The sequence below is a fragment of the Janthinobacterium sp. PAMC25594 genome, from assembly GCF_019443505.1.
In the GTDB taxonomy this organism is placed as follows: domain Bacteria; phylum Pseudomonadota; class Gammaproteobacteria; order Burkholderiales; family Burkholderiaceae_D; genus Janthinobacterium.
This window is the reverse complement of sequence record NZ_CP080377.1, coordinates 3,962,148-3,977,331: the sequence shown is the minus strand read 5'-3', so window position 1 is coordinate 3,977,331 and position 15,184 is coordinate 3,962,148. Positions and strand designations below refer to the sequence as shown.

General features: G+C 65.8%; 14 protein-coding genes and 1 pseudogene. 9 read left to right on the top strand and 6 right to left on the bottom strand.

Translation table 11 applies throughout. The features are described 5' to 3' along the window. The first annotated feature begins 41 nt into the window (after nucleotides 1-41). Genes KY494_RS17890 through KY494_RS17870 form a run of 5 tightly spaced genes read left to right on the top strand, consistent with a single transcriptional unit; the run spans nucleotide 42 to nucleotide 6,793 of the window. Nucleotides 42-524, top strand: a complete 483-nt coding sequence (locus KY494_RS17890; RefSeq protein ID WP_219134150.1) for a DUF2165 family protein — start codon at nucleotides 42-44, stop codon at nucleotides 522-524. Between the two features lie 23 nt (nucleotides 525-547). Beyond that, nucleotides 548-1,693, top strand: a complete 1,146-nt coding sequence (locus tag KY494_RS17885; protein ID WP_308836390.1) for an efflux RND transporter periplasmic adaptor subunit — start codon at nucleotides 548-550, stop codon at nucleotides 1,691-1,693. 15 nt (nucleotides 1,694-1,708) lie between these two features. After that, the gene (locus KY494_RS17880; protein WP_219887723.1) at nucleotides 1,709-4,807 is read left to right on the top strand and encodes a MexW/MexI family multidrug efflux RND transporter permease subunit; all 3,099 of its coding nucleotides are present in this window, start codon (nucleotides 1,709-1,711) and stop codon (nucleotides 4,805-4,807) included. After that, nucleotides 4,804-6,192: an efflux transporter outer membrane subunit gene (locus tag KY494_RS17875; RefSeq protein WP_219887722.1), complete on the top strand. Its 1,389-nt coding sequence runs from the start codon at nucleotides 4,804-4,806 to the stop codon at nucleotides 6,190-6,192. The genes KY494_RS17880 and KY494_RS17875 overlap by 4 nt, the downstream gene beginning before the upstream one ends. 25 nt (nucleotides 6,193-6,217) lie before the next feature. Continuing rightward, nucleotides 6,218-6,793, top strand: coding sequence for a DUF1349 domain-containing protein (locus KY494_RS17870; RefSeq protein WP_219887721.1), 576 nt, complete (start codon nucleotides 6,218-6,220; stop codon nucleotides 6,791-6,793). Between the two features lies 1 nt (nucleotide 6,794). On the opposite strand, the gene KY494_RS17865 is transcribed toward KY494_RS17870, so the two are convergent. Beyond that, nucleotides 6,795-7,193: a DUF4440 domain-containing protein gene (locus KY494_RS17865; protein ID WP_219887720.1), complete on the bottom strand. Its 399-nt coding sequence runs from the start codon at nucleotides 7,191-7,193 to the stop codon at nucleotides 6,795-6,797. Then, nucleotides 7,190-8,611, bottom strand: a complete 1,422-nt coding sequence (locus KY494_RS17860) for an MFS transporter (protein WP_219887719.1) — start codon at nucleotides 8,609-8,611, stop codon at nucleotides 7,190-7,192. The genes KY494_RS17865 and KY494_RS17860 overlap by 4 nt, the downstream gene beginning before the upstream one ends. Nucleotides 8,612-8,738: 127 nt before the next feature. Between KY494_RS17860 and KY494_RS17855 the strand changes: the two genes are divergently transcribed. Together KY494_RS17855 and KY494_RS17850 are read left to right on the top strand one after the other, a co-directional pair. After that, the gene (locus KY494_RS17855; protein WP_219887718.1) at nucleotides 8,739-9,641 is read left to right on the top strand and encodes a LysR family transcriptional regulator; all 903 of its coding nucleotides are present in this window, start codon (nucleotides 8,739-8,741) and stop codon (nucleotides 9,639-9,641) included. Nucleotides 9,642-9,756: 115 nt separating this feature from the next. After that, nucleotides 9,757-10,587, top strand: a complete 831-nt coding sequence (locus KY494_RS17850) for a hypothetical protein (RefSeq protein ID WP_219887717.1) — start codon at nucleotides 9,757-9,759, stop codon at nucleotides 10,585-10,587. Nucleotides 10,588-10,611: 24 nt separating this feature from the next. On the opposite strand, the gene KY494_RS17845 is transcribed toward KY494_RS17850, so the two are convergent. Both KY494_RS17845 and KY494_RS17840 read right to left on the bottom strand, forming a co-directional pair. After that, nucleotides 10,612-11,667, bottom strand: coding sequence for a bifunctional nicotinamide-nucleotide adenylyltransferase/Nudix hydroxylase (locus tag KY494_RS17845; RefSeq protein ID WP_219887716.1), 1,056 nt, complete (start codon nucleotides 11,665-11,667; stop codon nucleotides 10,612-10,614). After that, the gene (locus KY494_RS17840; protein ID WP_219887715.1) at nucleotides 11,664-13,379 is read right to left on the bottom strand and encodes an NAD+ synthase; all 1,716 of its coding nucleotides are present in this window, start codon (nucleotides 13,377-13,379) and stop codon (nucleotides 11,664-11,666) included. The genes KY494_RS17845 and KY494_RS17840 overlap by 4 nt, the downstream gene beginning before the upstream one ends. Between KY494_RS17840 and KY494_RS17835 the strand changes: the two genes are divergently transcribed. After that, entirely contained in the window at nucleotides 13,378-13,566 is a 189-nt protein-coding gene (locus KY494_RS17835; RefSeq protein WP_219891800.1) for a hypothetical protein, read from the top strand. The genes KY494_RS17840 and KY494_RS17835 overlap by 2 nt on opposite strands. Here KY494_RS17835 and KY494_RS17830 read toward each other — a convergent pair. Together KY494_RS17830 and KY494_RS17825 are read right to left on the bottom strand one after the other, a co-directional pair. Continuing rightward, nucleotides 13,476-13,988, bottom strand: a pseudogene (locus KY494_RS17830) (ClbS/DfsB family four-helix bundle protein). The gene KY494_RS17835 and the pseudogene KY494_RS17830 sit on opposite strands and share 91 nt — an antisense overlap. Then, on the bottom strand, nucleotides 13,988-14,632 hold the full coding sequence (locus KY494_RS17825) for a metalloregulator ArsR/SmtB family transcription factor (protein ID WP_219887714.1): 645 nt from the start codon (nucleotides 14,630-14,632) through the stop codon (nucleotides 13,988-13,990). The pseudogene KY494_RS17830 and the gene KY494_RS17825 overlap by 1 nt, the downstream one beginning before the upstream one ends. A gap of 59 nt (nucleotides 14,633-14,691) precedes the next feature. Between KY494_RS17825 and KY494_RS17820 the strand changes: the two genes are divergently transcribed. Beyond that, on the top strand, nucleotides 14,692-15,180 hold the full coding sequence (locus KY494_RS17820) for a DUF2938 domain-containing protein (RefSeq protein ID WP_219887713.1): 489 nt from the start codon (nucleotides 14,692-14,694) through the stop codon (nucleotides 15,178-15,180). The last annotated feature ends 4 nt before the right edge of the window (nucleotides 15,181-15,184 follow it).

Here is a 15,184-nt window from a genome sequence, read left to right as displayed (position 1 = left end):
CGTCCGCGTGCCGGCAAGACACTTTCTTGGACTGGAATCCCATGCAGCTGCAGCACTCCATTTGGCTGTTTCACGCCATCCTCGCCACCGGCCTGGCCACCTGGCTCACCCTGGCCGCCATCAACAACCTGCACGCCTTCCACGGCTCCGTCTGGGCCATCGGCAACACCATGCGCATGGATCCGCTGCGCATGGACCCGACCATCCAGACGCCGCTGCTGCGCCGCGCGCTCACTTCATTGACCTTGCACCGGCTCTCGCTGGGCGTGGTGCTGGCGCTGCAGCTTGCCGCCGCCATCGCCGCCTGGACGGGCGTGGCGCTGTTTTTCGGCGGCGGCCTGGCCGCCGGCTTGCCCTGGCTGAACCTGGCCTTGTGCGCCATGGCCGCCTTTTTGCTGCTGATGCACCTGGGCGGCCTGTGGTTCGGCTACTGGATCGCGCAAGAAGGCTTGCAGACGACGCACCTGGTGCTGCTGCTGTGGACCCTGGCGCTGTTTTTCACCTTCAACGCGCAGCGGACCTGATCAGCCTCCGCTGCGCCTCTTCTTTGTCTTTTTGTACTGCTGTAAAGGACTGCATCATAAATACGAAAATCGTCGGCGCCTCCGCGCTGGCCATCGCGCTGGCCGTCGCCGGTGCCGCGCTGTATCCGCGCGCCGCTTCACAAGCCGCTGCACATGCGGCCGATGCCACCGCCTCCCCGGCCACCAAGGTGGCGCTGGTGCACGTCGTGCTGGGCACGCAGGAGCGCTTTTTTGCGGGCGTGGGCGAACTGGAAGCGGCGCGGCAGGTGCAGGTGGCCGCCGAAACGGGCGGGCGGATCACGCAGATCCGCTTCGAATCGGGGCAAACCGTGGCAGCCGGCGCCGTGCTGGTACAGCTGAATGACGCGCCGGAACAGGCAATGCTGCTGCGCCAGCGCGCGCAGCTGAAGAATGCGGAAAGCAGCCATGCCCGCACGGCGCAGATGGTCAAGGAAAAGGCGGCCACGCAGGAGCAACTCGACACTGCGCTGGCCGCGCGCGACGCGGCCCTGGGCGACGTGCGCCAGACGGAGGCGCTGATCGCGCAAAAAACCATCCGCACGCCGTTCGCCGGGCAGCTGGGCATCCGCAAGGTGCACGCGGGACAGTACCTGAACGCGGCCGATACGGTGGCCAGTCTGATCGACACGAAGTCGCTGCTGGTGAACTTCGCCCTCGATGAACAGAGCAGCGCGAAACTGGCGCCGGGCCAGGCCGTGCAAGTGCTGGTGGACGCCTATCCGGACGACGTTTTTACAGCGAAGATCAACGCCATCGACCCGCTGATCGACCGCTCGCGCATGGTGCAGGTGCAGGCGGCGCTGACCAATCCGCGCGGCGCTTTAAAAGCGGGCATGTACGCGAATGTGCGCGTGGCGCGCGAGGCGGGCCAGCAGCTGACGGTGCCGGAAACGGCGGTGACCTACAGCGCGTATGGCGACACGGTGTTTGTGGCGCAGCAGGAGGGCAAGCAGCCGCTCACCGTCAAGCGCGTGGGCGTGAAACTGGGCGAGCGGGCAGGGGGCCGCGTGGCCATTATCGACGGCTTGCGCGAGGGGCAGCGCGTGGTCGCTTCGGGCCAGCTGAAACTGGCCGACGGCATGGCCGTGCAGGCCGTGGCCAACACCCTGGACGAGGCCAAGCGCGCCGCGCCCAAGGCCGGCTCGTAAGAGGAGCACGCGACCATGAAATTTACCGATCTATTCGTACGCCGCCCCGTGCTGGCGCTGGTGATCAGCACCCTGATTCTGATGCTGGGCGTGATCGCCCTCCTGCAGCTGCCGATCCGCCAATACCCGATGCTCGAATCATCGACCATCACGGTCAAAACCACGTATCCGGGCGCCTCGGCGGAACTGATGCAGGGTTTTGTCACGCAGCCGATCGCGCAAGCCGTGTCGTCGGTGGAAGGCATCGATTACCTGACCTCGTCGTCGGTGCAGGGCAGCAGCACGGTCACCGTGCGCATGGAATTGAACCGCGATTCCACGCAGGCGTTGACGGAAGTGATGGCCAAGGTCAATCAAGTGCGCTACAAGCTGCCCGAAGGCGCTTTTGACCCCGTCATCGAGCGCTCGGCCGGCGATTCCTCGGCCGTCGCCTACGTCGGCTTTGCCAGCGAGAGCGTCTCGGCGCCCGCGCTGACCGATTATCTGGCGCGCGTGGTGCAGCCGATGTTCGCCACCATCGACGGCGTGGCGAAAGTCGACGTGTATGGCGGCCAGCAGCTGGCCATGCGGCTGTGGATCGACCCGGTAAAACTGGCGGCGCGCGGCTTGACGGCCGCCGACGTGGCCGACGCCGTGCGGCGCAATAACTACCAGGCGGCACCGGGCAAAGTGAAAGGACAATTCGTCGTCTCTAACATCAGCGTCAACACGGATCTGACCAGCGTGGCGGAGTTCCGCGACATGGTCATCCGCAAGGGTGGCGATGAAAAGGACAGCGCATCGCTCGTGCGCTTGAAGGACGTGGGCACGGTGGAACTGGGCGCGGCCGCCACGGAAACGAGCGGCATCATGAACGGCGTGCCGGCCGTGTATCTGGGCCTGTCGCCCACGCCGGGCGGCAACCCGCTGGTGATCGTCGACGGCATCAAAAAACTGCTGCCCGAAATCCAGAAAACCCTGCCGCCCGGCGTGAAAGTCGAGCTGGCGTTCGAGACGGCGCGCTTCATCCAGTCGTCCATCGAGGAGGTGGCGCACACCCTGCTCGAAGCGCTGCTCATCGTCGTCATCGTCATCTATCTGTGCATGGGTTCCTTGCGCTCCGTGCTGATTCCCGTCGTGACGATCCCGCTGTCGATGCTGGGCGCGGCGGCGCTGATGCTGGCTTTCGGCTTCAGCATCAATTTATTGACCTTGCTGGCGATGGTGCTGGCCGTGGGCCTGGTGGTCGACGACGCCATCGTCGTGGTGGAAAACGTGCACCGGCATATCGAGGAAGGCAAGACGCCCGTGGCCGCCGCGCTGGTGGGCGCGCGCGAAGTGGCCGGTCCCGTGATCGCCATGACGATCACGCTGGCCGCCGTGTATGCGCCGATCGGCATGATGGGGGGTCTCACGGGCGCGCTGTTCAAGGAGTTCGCGCTGACCCTGGCCGGCGCCGTGGTGGTGTCGGGCGTGGTGGCGCTGACCTTGTCTCCCGTGATGAGCTCTTTGCTGCTGCAACCGAAACAATCGGAAGGGCGTATGGCGCGCGCCGCCGAGCATTTCTTCGAAGGCTTGACCACGCGCTATGCGCGCCTGCTGGACCGCTCGCTGCACCACCGCTGGCTCAGTGCCGGTTTCGCCGCGCTGGTGATGGTCAGTTTGCCCTTTTTGTACCTGCTGCCGCAGCGCGAACTGGCGCCAGCGGAGGACCAGGCCAGCGTGCTGACGGCCATCAAGGCACCGCAGCACGCCAACCTCGATTACGTCGAACGTTTTTCCTACAAGCTCGATGATATCTACAAAAATATCCCCGAAACGCACTCGCGCTGGATCATCAATGGCGGCGAAGGCCCCGCGTCGAGCATCGGCGGCATCAACCTGACGCCGTGGGCCGAACGCGCGCGCAATGCGGCCGTCATCCAGGCCGAATTGCAGCACGCCGTGGGCGACGTGGAAGGCACCAGCATTTTCGCCTTCCAGCTGGCGCCCCTGCCGGGATCGAGCGGCGGCTTGCCCGTGCAGCTGGTCTTGCGCAGCGCGCAGGATTACGCCACGCTGTTCCGCACCATGGAAGACGTCAAGCAGCGCGCGCGCGACAGCGGCCTGTTCGCCGTCGTCGACAGCGACCTCGATTACAACAACCCCGTGGTGAAGGTGCGCGTGGACCGTTCCAAGGCGAACAGCCTGGGCATCCGCATGCAGGACATCGGCGAATCGCTGGCCGTGCTGGTGGGCGAAAATTACCTGAACCGCTTCGGCATGGATGGCCGCGCGTATGACGTCATCGCGCAAAGCCCGCGCGAACAGCGACTCACGGCGCAAGCCCTGACGCAGCAGTACGTGCGCGCCGACGATGGCAGCCTGCTACCGCTGTCCGCCGTCGTCTCGGTGAGCGAACAGATCGAGCCGAACATGCTGACGCAGTTCAACCAGCAAAACGCGGCCACCTTCCAGGGCGTGCCGGCGCCGGGCGTGACCCTGGGCGACGCCGTCACCTTCCTCGATGGCGTGGCGAAAACCCTGCCGCCCGGCTTCAGCTACGACTGGCAATCCGATGCGCGCCAGTTCGCCACGGAAGGCAATGCCCTGCTGCTGGCCTTCCTGGCGGCCGTCGTCGTCATCTACCTGGTGCTGGCGGCCCAGTACGAAAGCCTGACGGACCCGCTGATCATCCTGATCACGGTGCCACTGTCGATCTGCGGCGCCCTGATTCCGCTGGCGCTCGGCTACGCCACCGTGAACATCTACACGCAGATCGGCCTGGTGACCCTGATTGGTTTGATCAGCAAGCACGGCATCCTGATGGTGGAATTTGCCAACGAATTGCAGGTGCATGAACAGCTCGACCGCCTCAGCGCCATCCGCAAGGCGGCGCAGATCCGCTTGCGCCCGATCTTGATGACGACGGCCGCGATGGTGGTGGGCCTGGTGCCGCTGCTGTTCGCCTCGGGCGCGGGCGCCAACAGCCGCTTCGGCCTGGGCGTCGTGATTGTCTCTGGCATGTTGATCGGCACCTTCTTCACCCTGTTCGTGCTGCCCACCGTGTACACCTTTTTGGCCCGCCGCCACACGGCCGACCATGCCACGCCGCGTGCCCGCGACCTGTCGCAGGCGCTGAAGGAATCCCCATGAAAAAGTACCGCTATCTCGTCGCCCTTTTCCCCGTGCTGGCCGGCTGCGCCGTCAGCCCCGCCTACGTCACGCCGGGCACGCCCGACATCGCCCTGGCCAGTCCGCAGCAAGCGCAATTCGCACCTGGTACGGGCGCCGTCAGCGAGACCGCGTGGTGGACGTTTTTCGACGATGCGCGCCTGTCGCAACTGATCGCCAGCGCACTCGAACACAACCTCGATATCGCCCAGGCGCAAGCGAATCTGCTGGCCGCGCGCGCCATCTTCGACGAGCGCCGCCTCGATGAACTGCCCACTGTCACGGGCCAGGCGGGCTGGCAGCGCCAGGTGCGGCAAAACACCCCCGATAGCCGCACCGCCAGCGCCAGCACGCGCGTGGGTTTCGACGCGCAATGGGAGATCGACCTGTTCGGCCGCCTGGCGCATATTTCCCGCTCGGCGCAGGCGCGCGCCGACGCGGCGCAGGCGGACTTGCGGCAAGTGCAGCTGACGATAGCCGCCGAGGTGGCGCGCAATTACTACGAGGCCCTGGGCTACCAGCAAAACCTGGCGCTGACGCAGGCGCAGGTGCAAAGCTGGCGCGACACGGTGGACTTGACCGACGCGCGCATCCGCGCCGGCAGCGGCTTGCCGGAAGAACGCCACAATGCGCTGGCCAACCTGGCGCGCAGCGAGGCGGCCTTGCCGCCGTTGCAGGCGCTCTTGCGCCAGGCGCAGTACCGGCTCGATGTCTTGAGCGGCCAGCCGCCGGGCGCCATCGCGCTGGCCACCACGCCGCGGCAACAGGCGCCGCTGGCGGGCCAGCTGCCGCTCGGCGACGTGAATCAACTGATCAAGCAGCGGCCCGACGTGGTGCGCGCCGAGCGCCTGCTGGCCGCGTCCAGCGAAGACGTGGGCGCCGCCACGGCCGACCTGTATCCGCGCCTGAGCCTCGGTGGTTTCCTGGGCTTCTTTGCCCTGCGCGGCAGCGGCGTGTTCGACGGCGGCGCGCGCGCCTTTGAGGTGGCACCAATTGTCAGCTATCCGGCCTTCCGCCTGGGCAGCGTGCGGGCACGCTTGCGCGGCACGCAGGCCGAGGCGCACGGCGCGCTGGCGCGCTATGAACAAACGATGTTGTTGGCGCAGGAAGACGTGGAAAACGCCGTCACGCAGCTAGCGGAAAACCAAACGCGCCTGGCCTCCCTGCTGGAATCGGCGCGCCACGGCAATGCGGCGCTCGGCATCGCCAGCACGCGCTATCAGGGCGGTGCCGGCAGCTACCAGGCCGTGCTGGAAAACCAGCGCGCCTTGTTCGATATCCGGCGCGAAGCGCTGCTGGCGGAAACGGCGTCCTACATCGATGCGATTGCCCTGTACAAGGCGCTGGGATGGGGGCAAACTATGTGATCTTTTTAGCTCGGAAAGGGGCGCGATGTTCACGCAAGGCAGCTGGCTCAATCCACCGGAAAATTTCACCCGCGACGCGGCGCAACTGCGCGTGACGACCGATGAAAAAACCGATTTCTGGCGCAAGACCTCGTATGGTTTTATCCGCGACAGCGGCCACTTTTTCGGCACGGAAATCGGCGGCGATTTCACGGCGCAGCTGCACGTGGCGGCGCAGTACTCTTCGCTGTATGACCAGGCCGGCATGATGGTGCGCATCGATGCGGAAAACTGGATCAAATGCGGTGTCGAATTTTCCGACGGCCAGCTGCTATTGAGCAGCGTACTGACCCTGGACAAATCGGATTGGGCCGTCAGCATCGCCCCCGCCATGCCCGATGGTTTCTGGCTGCGCGTGACGGTGGCGCAAGGCGTGATCCGCGTGCAGTATTCCACCGATGGCCAGCGCTGGCCGCTGCTGCGCCTGGCGCCGTTTCCCACGGCATCGCGCTACCTTGTCGGCCCCATGTGCTGCACGCCGGAACGTGGTGGCCTGGAGGTGGTTTTTTCGCAGTTTTCCATCGCTCCGGCGCAGCAAAAAGACTTGCATGATTTGAGCTAAATTAAACCACCCACGTTTCGTGCAGATGGCGCCACAGCAGGGCGCCAGTGGGTGTTTTGTCATACACGACGGTCGACAGGCGCTCGGTGTTTTCTCCCCCCGGCAGCGACTGGCATTCGCGGTAGGACACGGTGGCGCCGGCCGCGCTGTCCTGGATTACAACGAGGTCGGAAAGCCGCATCTGCAAACCCGGACGGCTACCGCCGGCGGCGCGGAAAAACGCCGTCAAGCCGGCGTGATCGAGCTGCTTGCCACCGGGCGCCACCATCGTGAAAGCGGGTGAAAAACGCGCCAGCAAATCAGCGCAATGTTCGGGCGCCGCAGCCTCGCCGGAAAGCCACTCGCGGATCAGCACATGCGTGGATAAAACATCGTCAAAACAGGGGTTCGTTGCGTTCATTTTTTCGCTACTCCATGGTGATGTAAAAGGTCGAGAACGGCGCGGTTATCGATCCGCGCGCACAGCACCAAAGGCAGTACGCACGAGGCGGCGGCGAGGGCAAAACACCAGTGAAAAACCTGCACCGCGCGCGCGTGCTGGGCGGGGTCGTCCAGCGACGCAATCCCATGCGCCGCCAGCAAGCCATTCAGCAGTACGCTGAGCAGCGCCACGCCCAGGCAAAAGCCCAGCTGGCGGTTGATATTCCACACGGCGCTGGCCTGGCTCAATTGCCCGTCCGGCGTGCGCAAAAACGCCGTGCTTTGCGCCGTGCTGCTGCACAAGCCGCCGCCAAAACCCATCACGGCATACGCGCCCGCCAGCCAGAATAACTGGCCCGCCGCATCCACGCGCAGCAGCATCAGCATGCCCGCCGCCTGCAGCAGCGCACCGGCAATGAACAGCGGTTGCGGACCCACGCGGCGATAGCTTTTGCCGGTCAGTGAAATGGCCGCAAACGAGGCCAGCGCCCACGGCAGCATCAGCGCGCCCGCCGTCGATGCCGACATGCCCAGCACGCCCTGCAGGTACAGCATGGCCAGCAGGCTCACGCCCATGAAGACACCGGGCACCAGCAAATACATCAGCATGGCAATGCGCAGCAGCGGTTCGGCGGCCAGGCGCAGGTTCAGCAGCGGCGTGGCTTTGCGCAAGGCGCCGCGCACGTAGGCCCAGGCGCAGAGGGCACCCAGCGCCAGCACGCCGGCGCCGGCCGCCAGCTCGCCCGGTGTGCCCAGCATCGTCAGGCCCAGCAACAGCAGCAAGATCGCCGTGCTGCCCGCCAGCAGGCCGCCCACGTCGAGGCGGGGCACTTGCGCGCGCGGCGGGTCGGGACGCAGCCAGCAGGCGGCCAGCAGCAGCGCCAGCGCGGCGAAGGGCACGTTCAGATAGAAAATCGCGCGCCACGACAGGCTGTCGACGATCACGCCGCCCAGCGCGGGCGACAGCGCGGGCGCCAGCAAGCCCACCAGCATGATGACGGAGGACAGGCCAGGGCGCTCGGCAGGCTGGTACAGATGGTAAGTCATGCTTTGGCCCAGCGGAATGAGCAAGCCGCCACCCAAACCCTGCACGCAGCGCCAGACGATCAGCGCCTCGATCGAGGGCGCCAGGCCGGCGCCGATGCTGGCGCATAAAAAAGTTAGCAACGATGCCATAAACACGGTTTTGCTGCCATAATAGGCAGCCAGCCAGGCGCTGGCGGGGATGACGATGGTCAGGCCGAGAATGTAGCCGGTGCTGATCCAGGCCAGCTGCGCCACCGAAGCGTGCAGGGCATGGCCGATGTCGGGGTAGGCGACGCTGGTGATGAACATGTTGATCAGGTCGACGAAAAAACCCAGCAGATAGATGGCCGCCACTTTTTTGCGATAGTCCATGGTGCTCCGAATGGCAAACGGCCAGCTTAAGCGCCACAGGCCATTTGCGTAACGGGCCAGCCCCGATTACACTGTCAAATAAATTTTGACAAACCTCTACAACCCGCATGCCTCCTCATTCTTATTTATGATCAGTCTTGACCGCTTGGGTATTTTCATCGCCATCGTCGACGCCGGCTCGCTGACGGCGGCCGCCGCCGTGCTGGGCCAGAGCAAGGCCGTCGTCAGTTTTAACTTGAAACAGCTGGAGGCGGAGCTGGGCGTGTCGCTGCTCACGCGCAGCACGCGCAGCCTGGCGCTGACCGACGTGGGACGGCGTTTTTACGAAGATTGCCAGCGCGTGCTGAGCGAAGCGCACGGCGCCATCGAGACGGCGCGCCAGGGCCAGCAGGGCTTGCGCGGCACCCTGCGCCTGACCACCACCGTCGAATACGGCGGCCGCACGGTGATCCCCGCGCTGATCGCGTTTGCCGCCGCCCACCCGCAGCTGCAGATCCAGCATTCGTCTTCATCGTCGCATGAAGACCTGATCTCGGGCCGCTACGACCTGGCCATCCGCATGGGTTCCCTCAACGATTCGAGCTACCGCGCCGCGCTGATCGAACCGTATGCGATCTGGCCCGTCGCCTCGCCCGCCTACCTGGCCAGCCTGCCCGCCAGGGACATCGCCAGCTTGCCCGACTTGCAGCGCGCGCGCTGGCTGGCGCACAGCCGCCTGGCTTCGCCGCTGCGCTGGGAGGTGCAGACACCGGACGGCGCCGCCACCTTCGCCGCGCAGGACGACGCCGCCATCCATTCCGACTCCGCCTCGGCCCTGCTGGGCTTTGCCCTGGGCGGCTGCGGCGTGGCCCTGCTGCCGCAGTGGCTGGTGGAGGCGGACGTGCGCGCGGGACGCCTGCGCCGCCTGCTGCCCGACGTCGTGTTCCCGCAGCAGGGCGTGTATGCCGTGTATCCGAACACCCAGCATATTGCGGAAAAGGTGCGCGCCTTTATCGACTTTTTGCGCGCTTTTGTGGGCACGCCGGACTGAGATTTCACTTCGTCAATACTTGATAAACACAACGATTTCCAAGAGGCAAACGGGCGCCCCTTTCGCTTGACACGGCCTACACTGAAAGGACGTTGTTCACCGATTGGAGACCATCATGGCACATACATTGGCAGCAGTTTTCGCCGTGCGCGACATGGCCGAGCGCGCCCGGCACGACCTGATCACGGCGGGCATCCCCGGCGCCAGCATCCGCCTGCGCGATGCGGGCAGCGACGACTTTTCCACCACGGAAAACATCCGCCGCGACGACAGCGATAATCTGCTCGACAACATCAAGCATTTCTTTACGGACCTGTTCGGCAGCCACGCCGACCGCCACATCTATGCGGAAGCCGTGCGGCGCGGGCATGTCGTGCTGACCCTGGAAGGGGCGAGTGACGCCGATATCCAGCGCGCCACCGACCTCGTCGAGCGCTATGCGCCGCTCGACATCGATGCGCACGCCGGCCACTGGCGTGCCGGCGGCTGGCAAGGCGCGCCGCAACACGACAGCGCGATGCGCCAGGGCGCCAGCATGCAGTCCGGCGCGCCATCGCAGCAGGGCACGTCCGCCAGCAATATGAACGAGGCGCCAGGGTCGCAGCAGTTTGCCCGCGACATGGCGTCGCCGCCGCCTTCCGGCACGGGCGCCAACGTGCGCCGCTATCCGGGCGCCGAGAACCTGCCCGGCACCAGCTACGACGACGAGCAGTATTACCGCAGCCACTGGAGCGCCACCTATGTCGCCACCGGCGCGCGCTTCGAGGACTACGATCCCGCCTACCGCTATGGCCATTCCATGGCCAACAGCGACAGCTACCGGGGCCGCCCATGGGACGAGGTGGAAGCGGACCTGCGTTCCACGTGGGAGCACACGTATCCCCAGTCCGCGTGGGACAACTTCAAGGCGGCCATCAAGCATGGCTGGGAGCGCGTGACCTCCTGACGCGCGCTGAGGGGGTTGCTCCCCTCAGCGCCCCTCGTGCGTGAGCTTGAGGAAGTGGTTCAGGATGTGGAAGTGGTCTTCGAAGAATTGCTCTTCCATGGCCGGCAGCGAGGCCACGGGCACCCACTGCGCCAGCGCCGCGTCGTCGGCCGCCGTCACGGCCGGCAGCTGGCGCGTCTTCAGGTCAAAATAATGCGCATGCGTGATGGTGCGCCCGCGCTGGCTGCGGTCCGGGTGGTCAAACACGGCCACGCCGACCAGCGCCTCGACGAGGGTGGGCGCCAGCACGCCCAGCTGGGTTTCTTCCGCCAGCTCGCGCAGGGCTCCCTGCAGCAGACGCTCGCGCGGCTCCAGGAAGCCGCCGGGCAGCGCCCACAAACCCTTGCCCGGATAGCCGCCGCGGCGCACCAGTAAAACGTGGCCGCCCGTCTGCACCAGCGCATCGACGGTGCAAAAGATGGGCGCATACGGCGCCGTGCGCCAGCGCGCCTTGTACGCCTCGATGGCGCGGTGTTCCTGCACCAGCGGCGCGTACCACGGCAGCAAGGTCCACGCTTTGACATACTGTCCGATGGCCGCCGGCAGCAGCTGCGCCACGGCGCTCAGCGACACGTCCACGTCCTCGGCCTCGAACAGCACGTTGCGGATGGCCGTCGCGCCGATCGGTGCGCCAGGGTCGATCTCCAGGTTGAGCAACTGCCAGTGCGGGAAGTGGTGCAGGTAATAACTGGTGGCGTCCTTGAAGCAGGCCACCAGGGCGATGCGCTGCGCCGCGGGCACGGCGCCCGCCACGGCGCGCCGCACGGCGTCGGCCCACAAGCCATCGTCGTAGTAATCGCGCACGGCCACGTAATGCACGCGCGCGCGCTGCGCCTCGGGTAACGTTGCGGCGATCATGGCGGCCCGTTCCTGCCACGTAAACGGGTTCTTCGGGCTGCGCGCATGGAAGGCGGAACCGAGCACCACCACCACCTGGGTGGCGGTGGCCAGCGCCTTCCGCAGCAAGCCCGCATGGCCATTGTGAAAAGGCTGGAAGCGGCCGATCAGGATGGCCGCGTCGGCGCAATAGGATAAGGTCATGCGTCGTCTCCGGTAGGGTAGTGGGCGGCGATCGGCAATTGACGCCCGCTGCCAAAGGCGCGCGAACGCACGCGGATGATGGGCGCCGCCTGGCGCCGTTTATATTCGTTGCGGGCGACCATGCCGAGGATGCGCCGCACCAGTGCCCTCCCGTCGTCCGTCTCGCGCAGCTGGTCGACCAGGGTCAGTGCTTGCGCGCTTTCGGCCGCCGGCAAACGCCGTCCCTCGATATGCCACTTCAGGATTTCATCGAGCACCGGGTACGGCGGCAGGCTGTCCGTGTCGCGCTGGCCCGGCGCCAGCTCCGCCGACGGGGGTTTATCGAGCACGGCGGCGGGGATCAGCTCGCGCCCGGCGCTGGCGTTGATGTGGCGCGACAGGGCGAACACCTCGGTTTTATACAGGTCGCCGATCAGGCCCAGGCCTCCATTCGTGTCGCCGTACAGGGTGCAGTAGCCGACCGAGATTTCACTCTTGTTGCCGGTGGTGAGCAGCAGGGCGCCGAACGCATTCGAGTACTCCATCAGGATGGTGCCGCGCACGCGCGCCTGCAAATTTTCCAGCGGCAGCCCCTGCAGCTTGCCGTCGAAGGCCTCCGCGTAGCCGGCCTCGTACTGCGCCACGATGTCGCGTATCGGATGCGTGGTCAGGGCGATGCCCAGGTTGGCGCACAGGGCGACGGAATCGGTGACGGAGCCGGCGCTGGAAAAGACGGACGGCATGGTGATGGCCGCCACGTTGTCGGCGCCCAGCGCCTCGACGGCCAGGGCCAGGGTCAGCGCCGAATCGATGCCGCCCGAGCAACCGACGACGACTTGCGTAAAACGGCAGCGGCGCGCGTAGTCGCGCAAACCGAGCACGATCTGGCGCCGCGCAAATTCGACGGCGGGAATGCCGTCCGGGTCGGGCACGGGGAAGGGCTGACCATCGGACCGCGCGAAACGGCCATCGGCAAAACGCAGCAGCTGAAAATCCTCGACGAAGCGGGCCGCCTCGAATTGCAGGCCGTCGCCGGGCGAGATGGCGAACGAGGCGCCGTCGAACACAAGTTGATCCTGGCCGCCCACCTGGTTGACGAACAGCAGGGGCAAGTTGACGCGTGCGCAGGCGGCGCCAAACACGGCGTGGCGCTGCGCGCGCTTGCCGATGTCGGACGGGCTGGCGTTGATGCTGACGATGAGATCTGGCCGCGCCGCGTGCAGGGCCTCAAACGGATTGACGGCGTAGGCGCGGCCATCGTCGTTCCAGCCATCCTCGCAAATCATGAAGCCCACCTTGCAACCGGCGATATCGAGGGTGCAGGCGCCGGGCGGACCGGGCTCGAAATGGCGGCCCTCGTCGAAGATGCCATACGTCGGCAGCAGCTGCTTGTAGTATTCGGCGACGATGTGCCCGTCGCGCATCGCCAGCAAGGCGTTGTACAGGGGCTTGCCGACGCCGGGATTCGGGCGCGCCGTGCCGATGACGGTGACCAGTCCGGGCCAGCGCGTGGACGCCTCCAGCAGCTTATTCAGCGCCCGCTGCATGGCGCGCAGGAAGGCGGCGTCCTCGAACAGGTCGCCCGGGTAGTACGCGCACAGCGACAGTTCGGGGCACACCAGCAGGTCGGCGCCATCGCTGCTGGCGCGGGCCATGCGCGCGGTGATGGCGGCGACATTGGCGTCGAAGTCGCCCACGGTGGGATTCATCTGGGCGAGGGCGATGGTCAGCATGGTGATCCTTCAATTGGTTCCGCTTGAAACCACTATCCTGCCTGAAAAATTTTCTGAGCGTACTGATGCAATCGTGCAAGCCTGCCGCTCCAGTCCCTACAAAGTCTTCAGCCAGGCCCGCAAGCGCGTGCGCGCATTCGCATATGGCGACGCCGTATTGAATTGGATCATGCGTCCCATCGTGTAATGCGTGTACCAGGGCTAGCCATACAATTGCGCGTCGTCATGCGCGTCGATCAGCGCCAGCAGCTGGTCTTTCGCCTGTTCCAGGCGCTGCAGCAAGTCGTCCATGCTGAGGTCAGCATAGTCCGCATAGAAACGCTGCGCCAATGGACCCAGAGCGTTCCACGTGAAACCTTCGGCGGGAAAGGCGATGTCCTCGATGCGTTTACCGTCGCGCAGCTGCGCGTGCCAGTGCAGGACCAGCTCGTTCCATCCCACCAGATAGGCGAGCAGATCGCACACGCTCATGCGCGTGCCCTTCACTTGTCCCTCCAGCACGGGATCGCGCGCCAAGGCCGGTGGCACGCGCGCCAGCTCCTGCGCCAGCTTGGCGTACGTGGTGCTAATCGCCTCGACCAGTTCCTGCTTGCTGTTCGGAATGGCCATCACGCCGCCTTCACGACAGGCAAGCCGGCCGCCTGCCAGGCGTCGTAGCCGCTGCCGAGACGGCGCGCAGGCAAGCCGTGCTGGCGCAGGGCCGCCACGGCTTGCACGGACAGCACGCAATACGGGCCGCGGCAGTAGGCGGCAATTTCTGCGTTCGCGGGCAACTCGCCCAAGCGGCGCTGCAAGTCTTCAAAGGGAATATTGATCGCACCGGGCAAGTGCCCGGCGGCAAATTCCTGCGCGGGACGCACGTCGAGCACGGTGATGCTGGCTTCCTGCAAGCGCGCCAGCAACTCGTCGCCCGTGATCGCTTCCACGTGGTCGCCCCGGCTCAGCGCCTGCAATTCGCTGCGCTGATGCTGCGCATACAGCTCCAGCGCAGCCAGCAGTTGCACGATGGGGCCACTGCCGAGCCGGTACAGCACGCGCTTGCCGTCGCGGCGCGCCTGCACGAAGCCAGCGCGCCGCAACTGCTGCAAATGCTGCGAGGTATTTGCCACGGACAGGCCCGTCAACTCCACCAGCTGCTCCACCGCAAATTCACCGTGCGCGATCTGCCCGAGCAGGTGCAGACGCGGCGCACTGCCTAAAATATGGGCAAACGCGGCGGAACCGGCAAGCAATTCAATATCAGCATTTTTCATTGACACGATGCTAGCACCCTTATAACATTCAAGCAATTAATTGAATGTTAGGAGCGGTAATGCAAATACTCTGGCTCGATGCCCTGGCGATCGGCGTGGGCGCGACGGCGGTGATGGATGTGTGGGCGGTGGCCTTGAAACGCTTCTGGTGCATCCCCTCGCTGAACATGGCGATGGTAGGACGCTGGCTGGGCCATCTGCCACGCGGCACCTTGAGCCACGTCAACATCGCCCAGGCGGCGCCCGTGCGCGATGAAGCGATCCTGGGCTGGACCGCCCATTACGTGATCGGCGTGCTGTTTGCGGCCGTGCTGCTGGCGCTGGTGGGACAGGAGTGGGTGCGCCAGCCGACGTTCGCGCCGGCGCTGCTGGCGGGCCTGGTGAGCGTGGCCGCGCCGTTTTGCATCTTGCAGCCGGGCATAGGCGCCGGCCTGGCCGCCCGCAAGACGCCGCATCCGACCGCCGCCCGCCGGCGCAGCCTGATGGCCCACACGGCGTTCGGCATCGGCCTGTACCTGGCGGCGCTGCTGTGGTCGACCGTGCGCTGACTTG

Excerpts from the sequence above, each read along its gene's own strand:
- KY494_RS17890 (WP_219134150.1), top strand. The coding sequence starts at position 42 with ATGCAGCTGCAGCACTCCATTTGGCTGTTTCACGCCATCCTCGCCACC.
- KY494_RS17880 (WP_219887723.1), top strand. The coding sequence starts at position 1,709 with ATGAAATTTACCGATCTATTCGTACGCCGCCCCGTGCTGGCGCTGGTG.
- KY494_RS17875 (WP_219887722.1), top strand. The coding sequence starts at position 4,804 with ATGAAAAAGTACCGCTATCTCGTCGCCCTTTTCCCCGTGCTGGCCGGC.
- KY494_RS17870 (WP_219887721.1), top strand. The coding sequence starts at position 6,218 with ATGTTCACGCAAGGCAGCTGGCTCAATCCACCGGAAAATTTCACCCGC.
- KY494_RS17865 (WP_219887720.1), bottom strand. The coding sequence starts at position 7,193 with ATGAACGCAACGAACCCCTGTTTTGACGATGTTTTATCCACGCATGTG.
- KY494_RS17860 (WP_219887719.1), bottom strand. The coding sequence starts at position 8,611 with ATGGACTATCGCAAAAAAGTGGCGGCCATCTATCTGCTGGGTTTTTTC.
- KY494_RS17855 (WP_219887718.1), top strand. The coding sequence starts at position 8,739 with ATGATCAGTCTTGACCGCTTGGGTATTTTCATCGCCATCGTCGACGCC.
- KY494_RS17850 (WP_219887717.1), top strand. The coding sequence starts at position 9,757 with ATGGCACATACATTGGCAGCAGTTTTCGCCGTGCGCGACATGGCCGAG.
- KY494_RS17845 (WP_219887716.1), bottom strand. The coding sequence starts at position 11,667 with ATGACCTTATCCTATTGCGCCGACGCGGCCATCCTGATCGGCCGCTTC.
- KY494_RS17835 (WP_219891800.1), top strand. The coding sequence starts at position 13,378 with ATGGTGATCCTTCAATTGGTTCCGCTTGAAACCACTATCCTGCCTGAA.
- KY494_RS17840 (WP_219887715.1), bottom strand. The coding sequence starts at position 13,379 with ATGCTGACCATCGCCCTCGCCCAGATGAATCCCACCGTGGGCGACTTC.
- KY494_RS17825 (WP_219887714.1), bottom strand. The coding sequence starts at position 14,632 with ATGAAAAATGCTGATATTGAATTGCTTGCCGGTTCCGCCGCGTTTGCC.
- KY494_RS17820 (WP_219887713.1), top strand. The coding sequence starts at position 14,692 with ATGCAAATACTCTGGCTCGATGCCCTGGCGATCGGCGTGGGCGCGACG.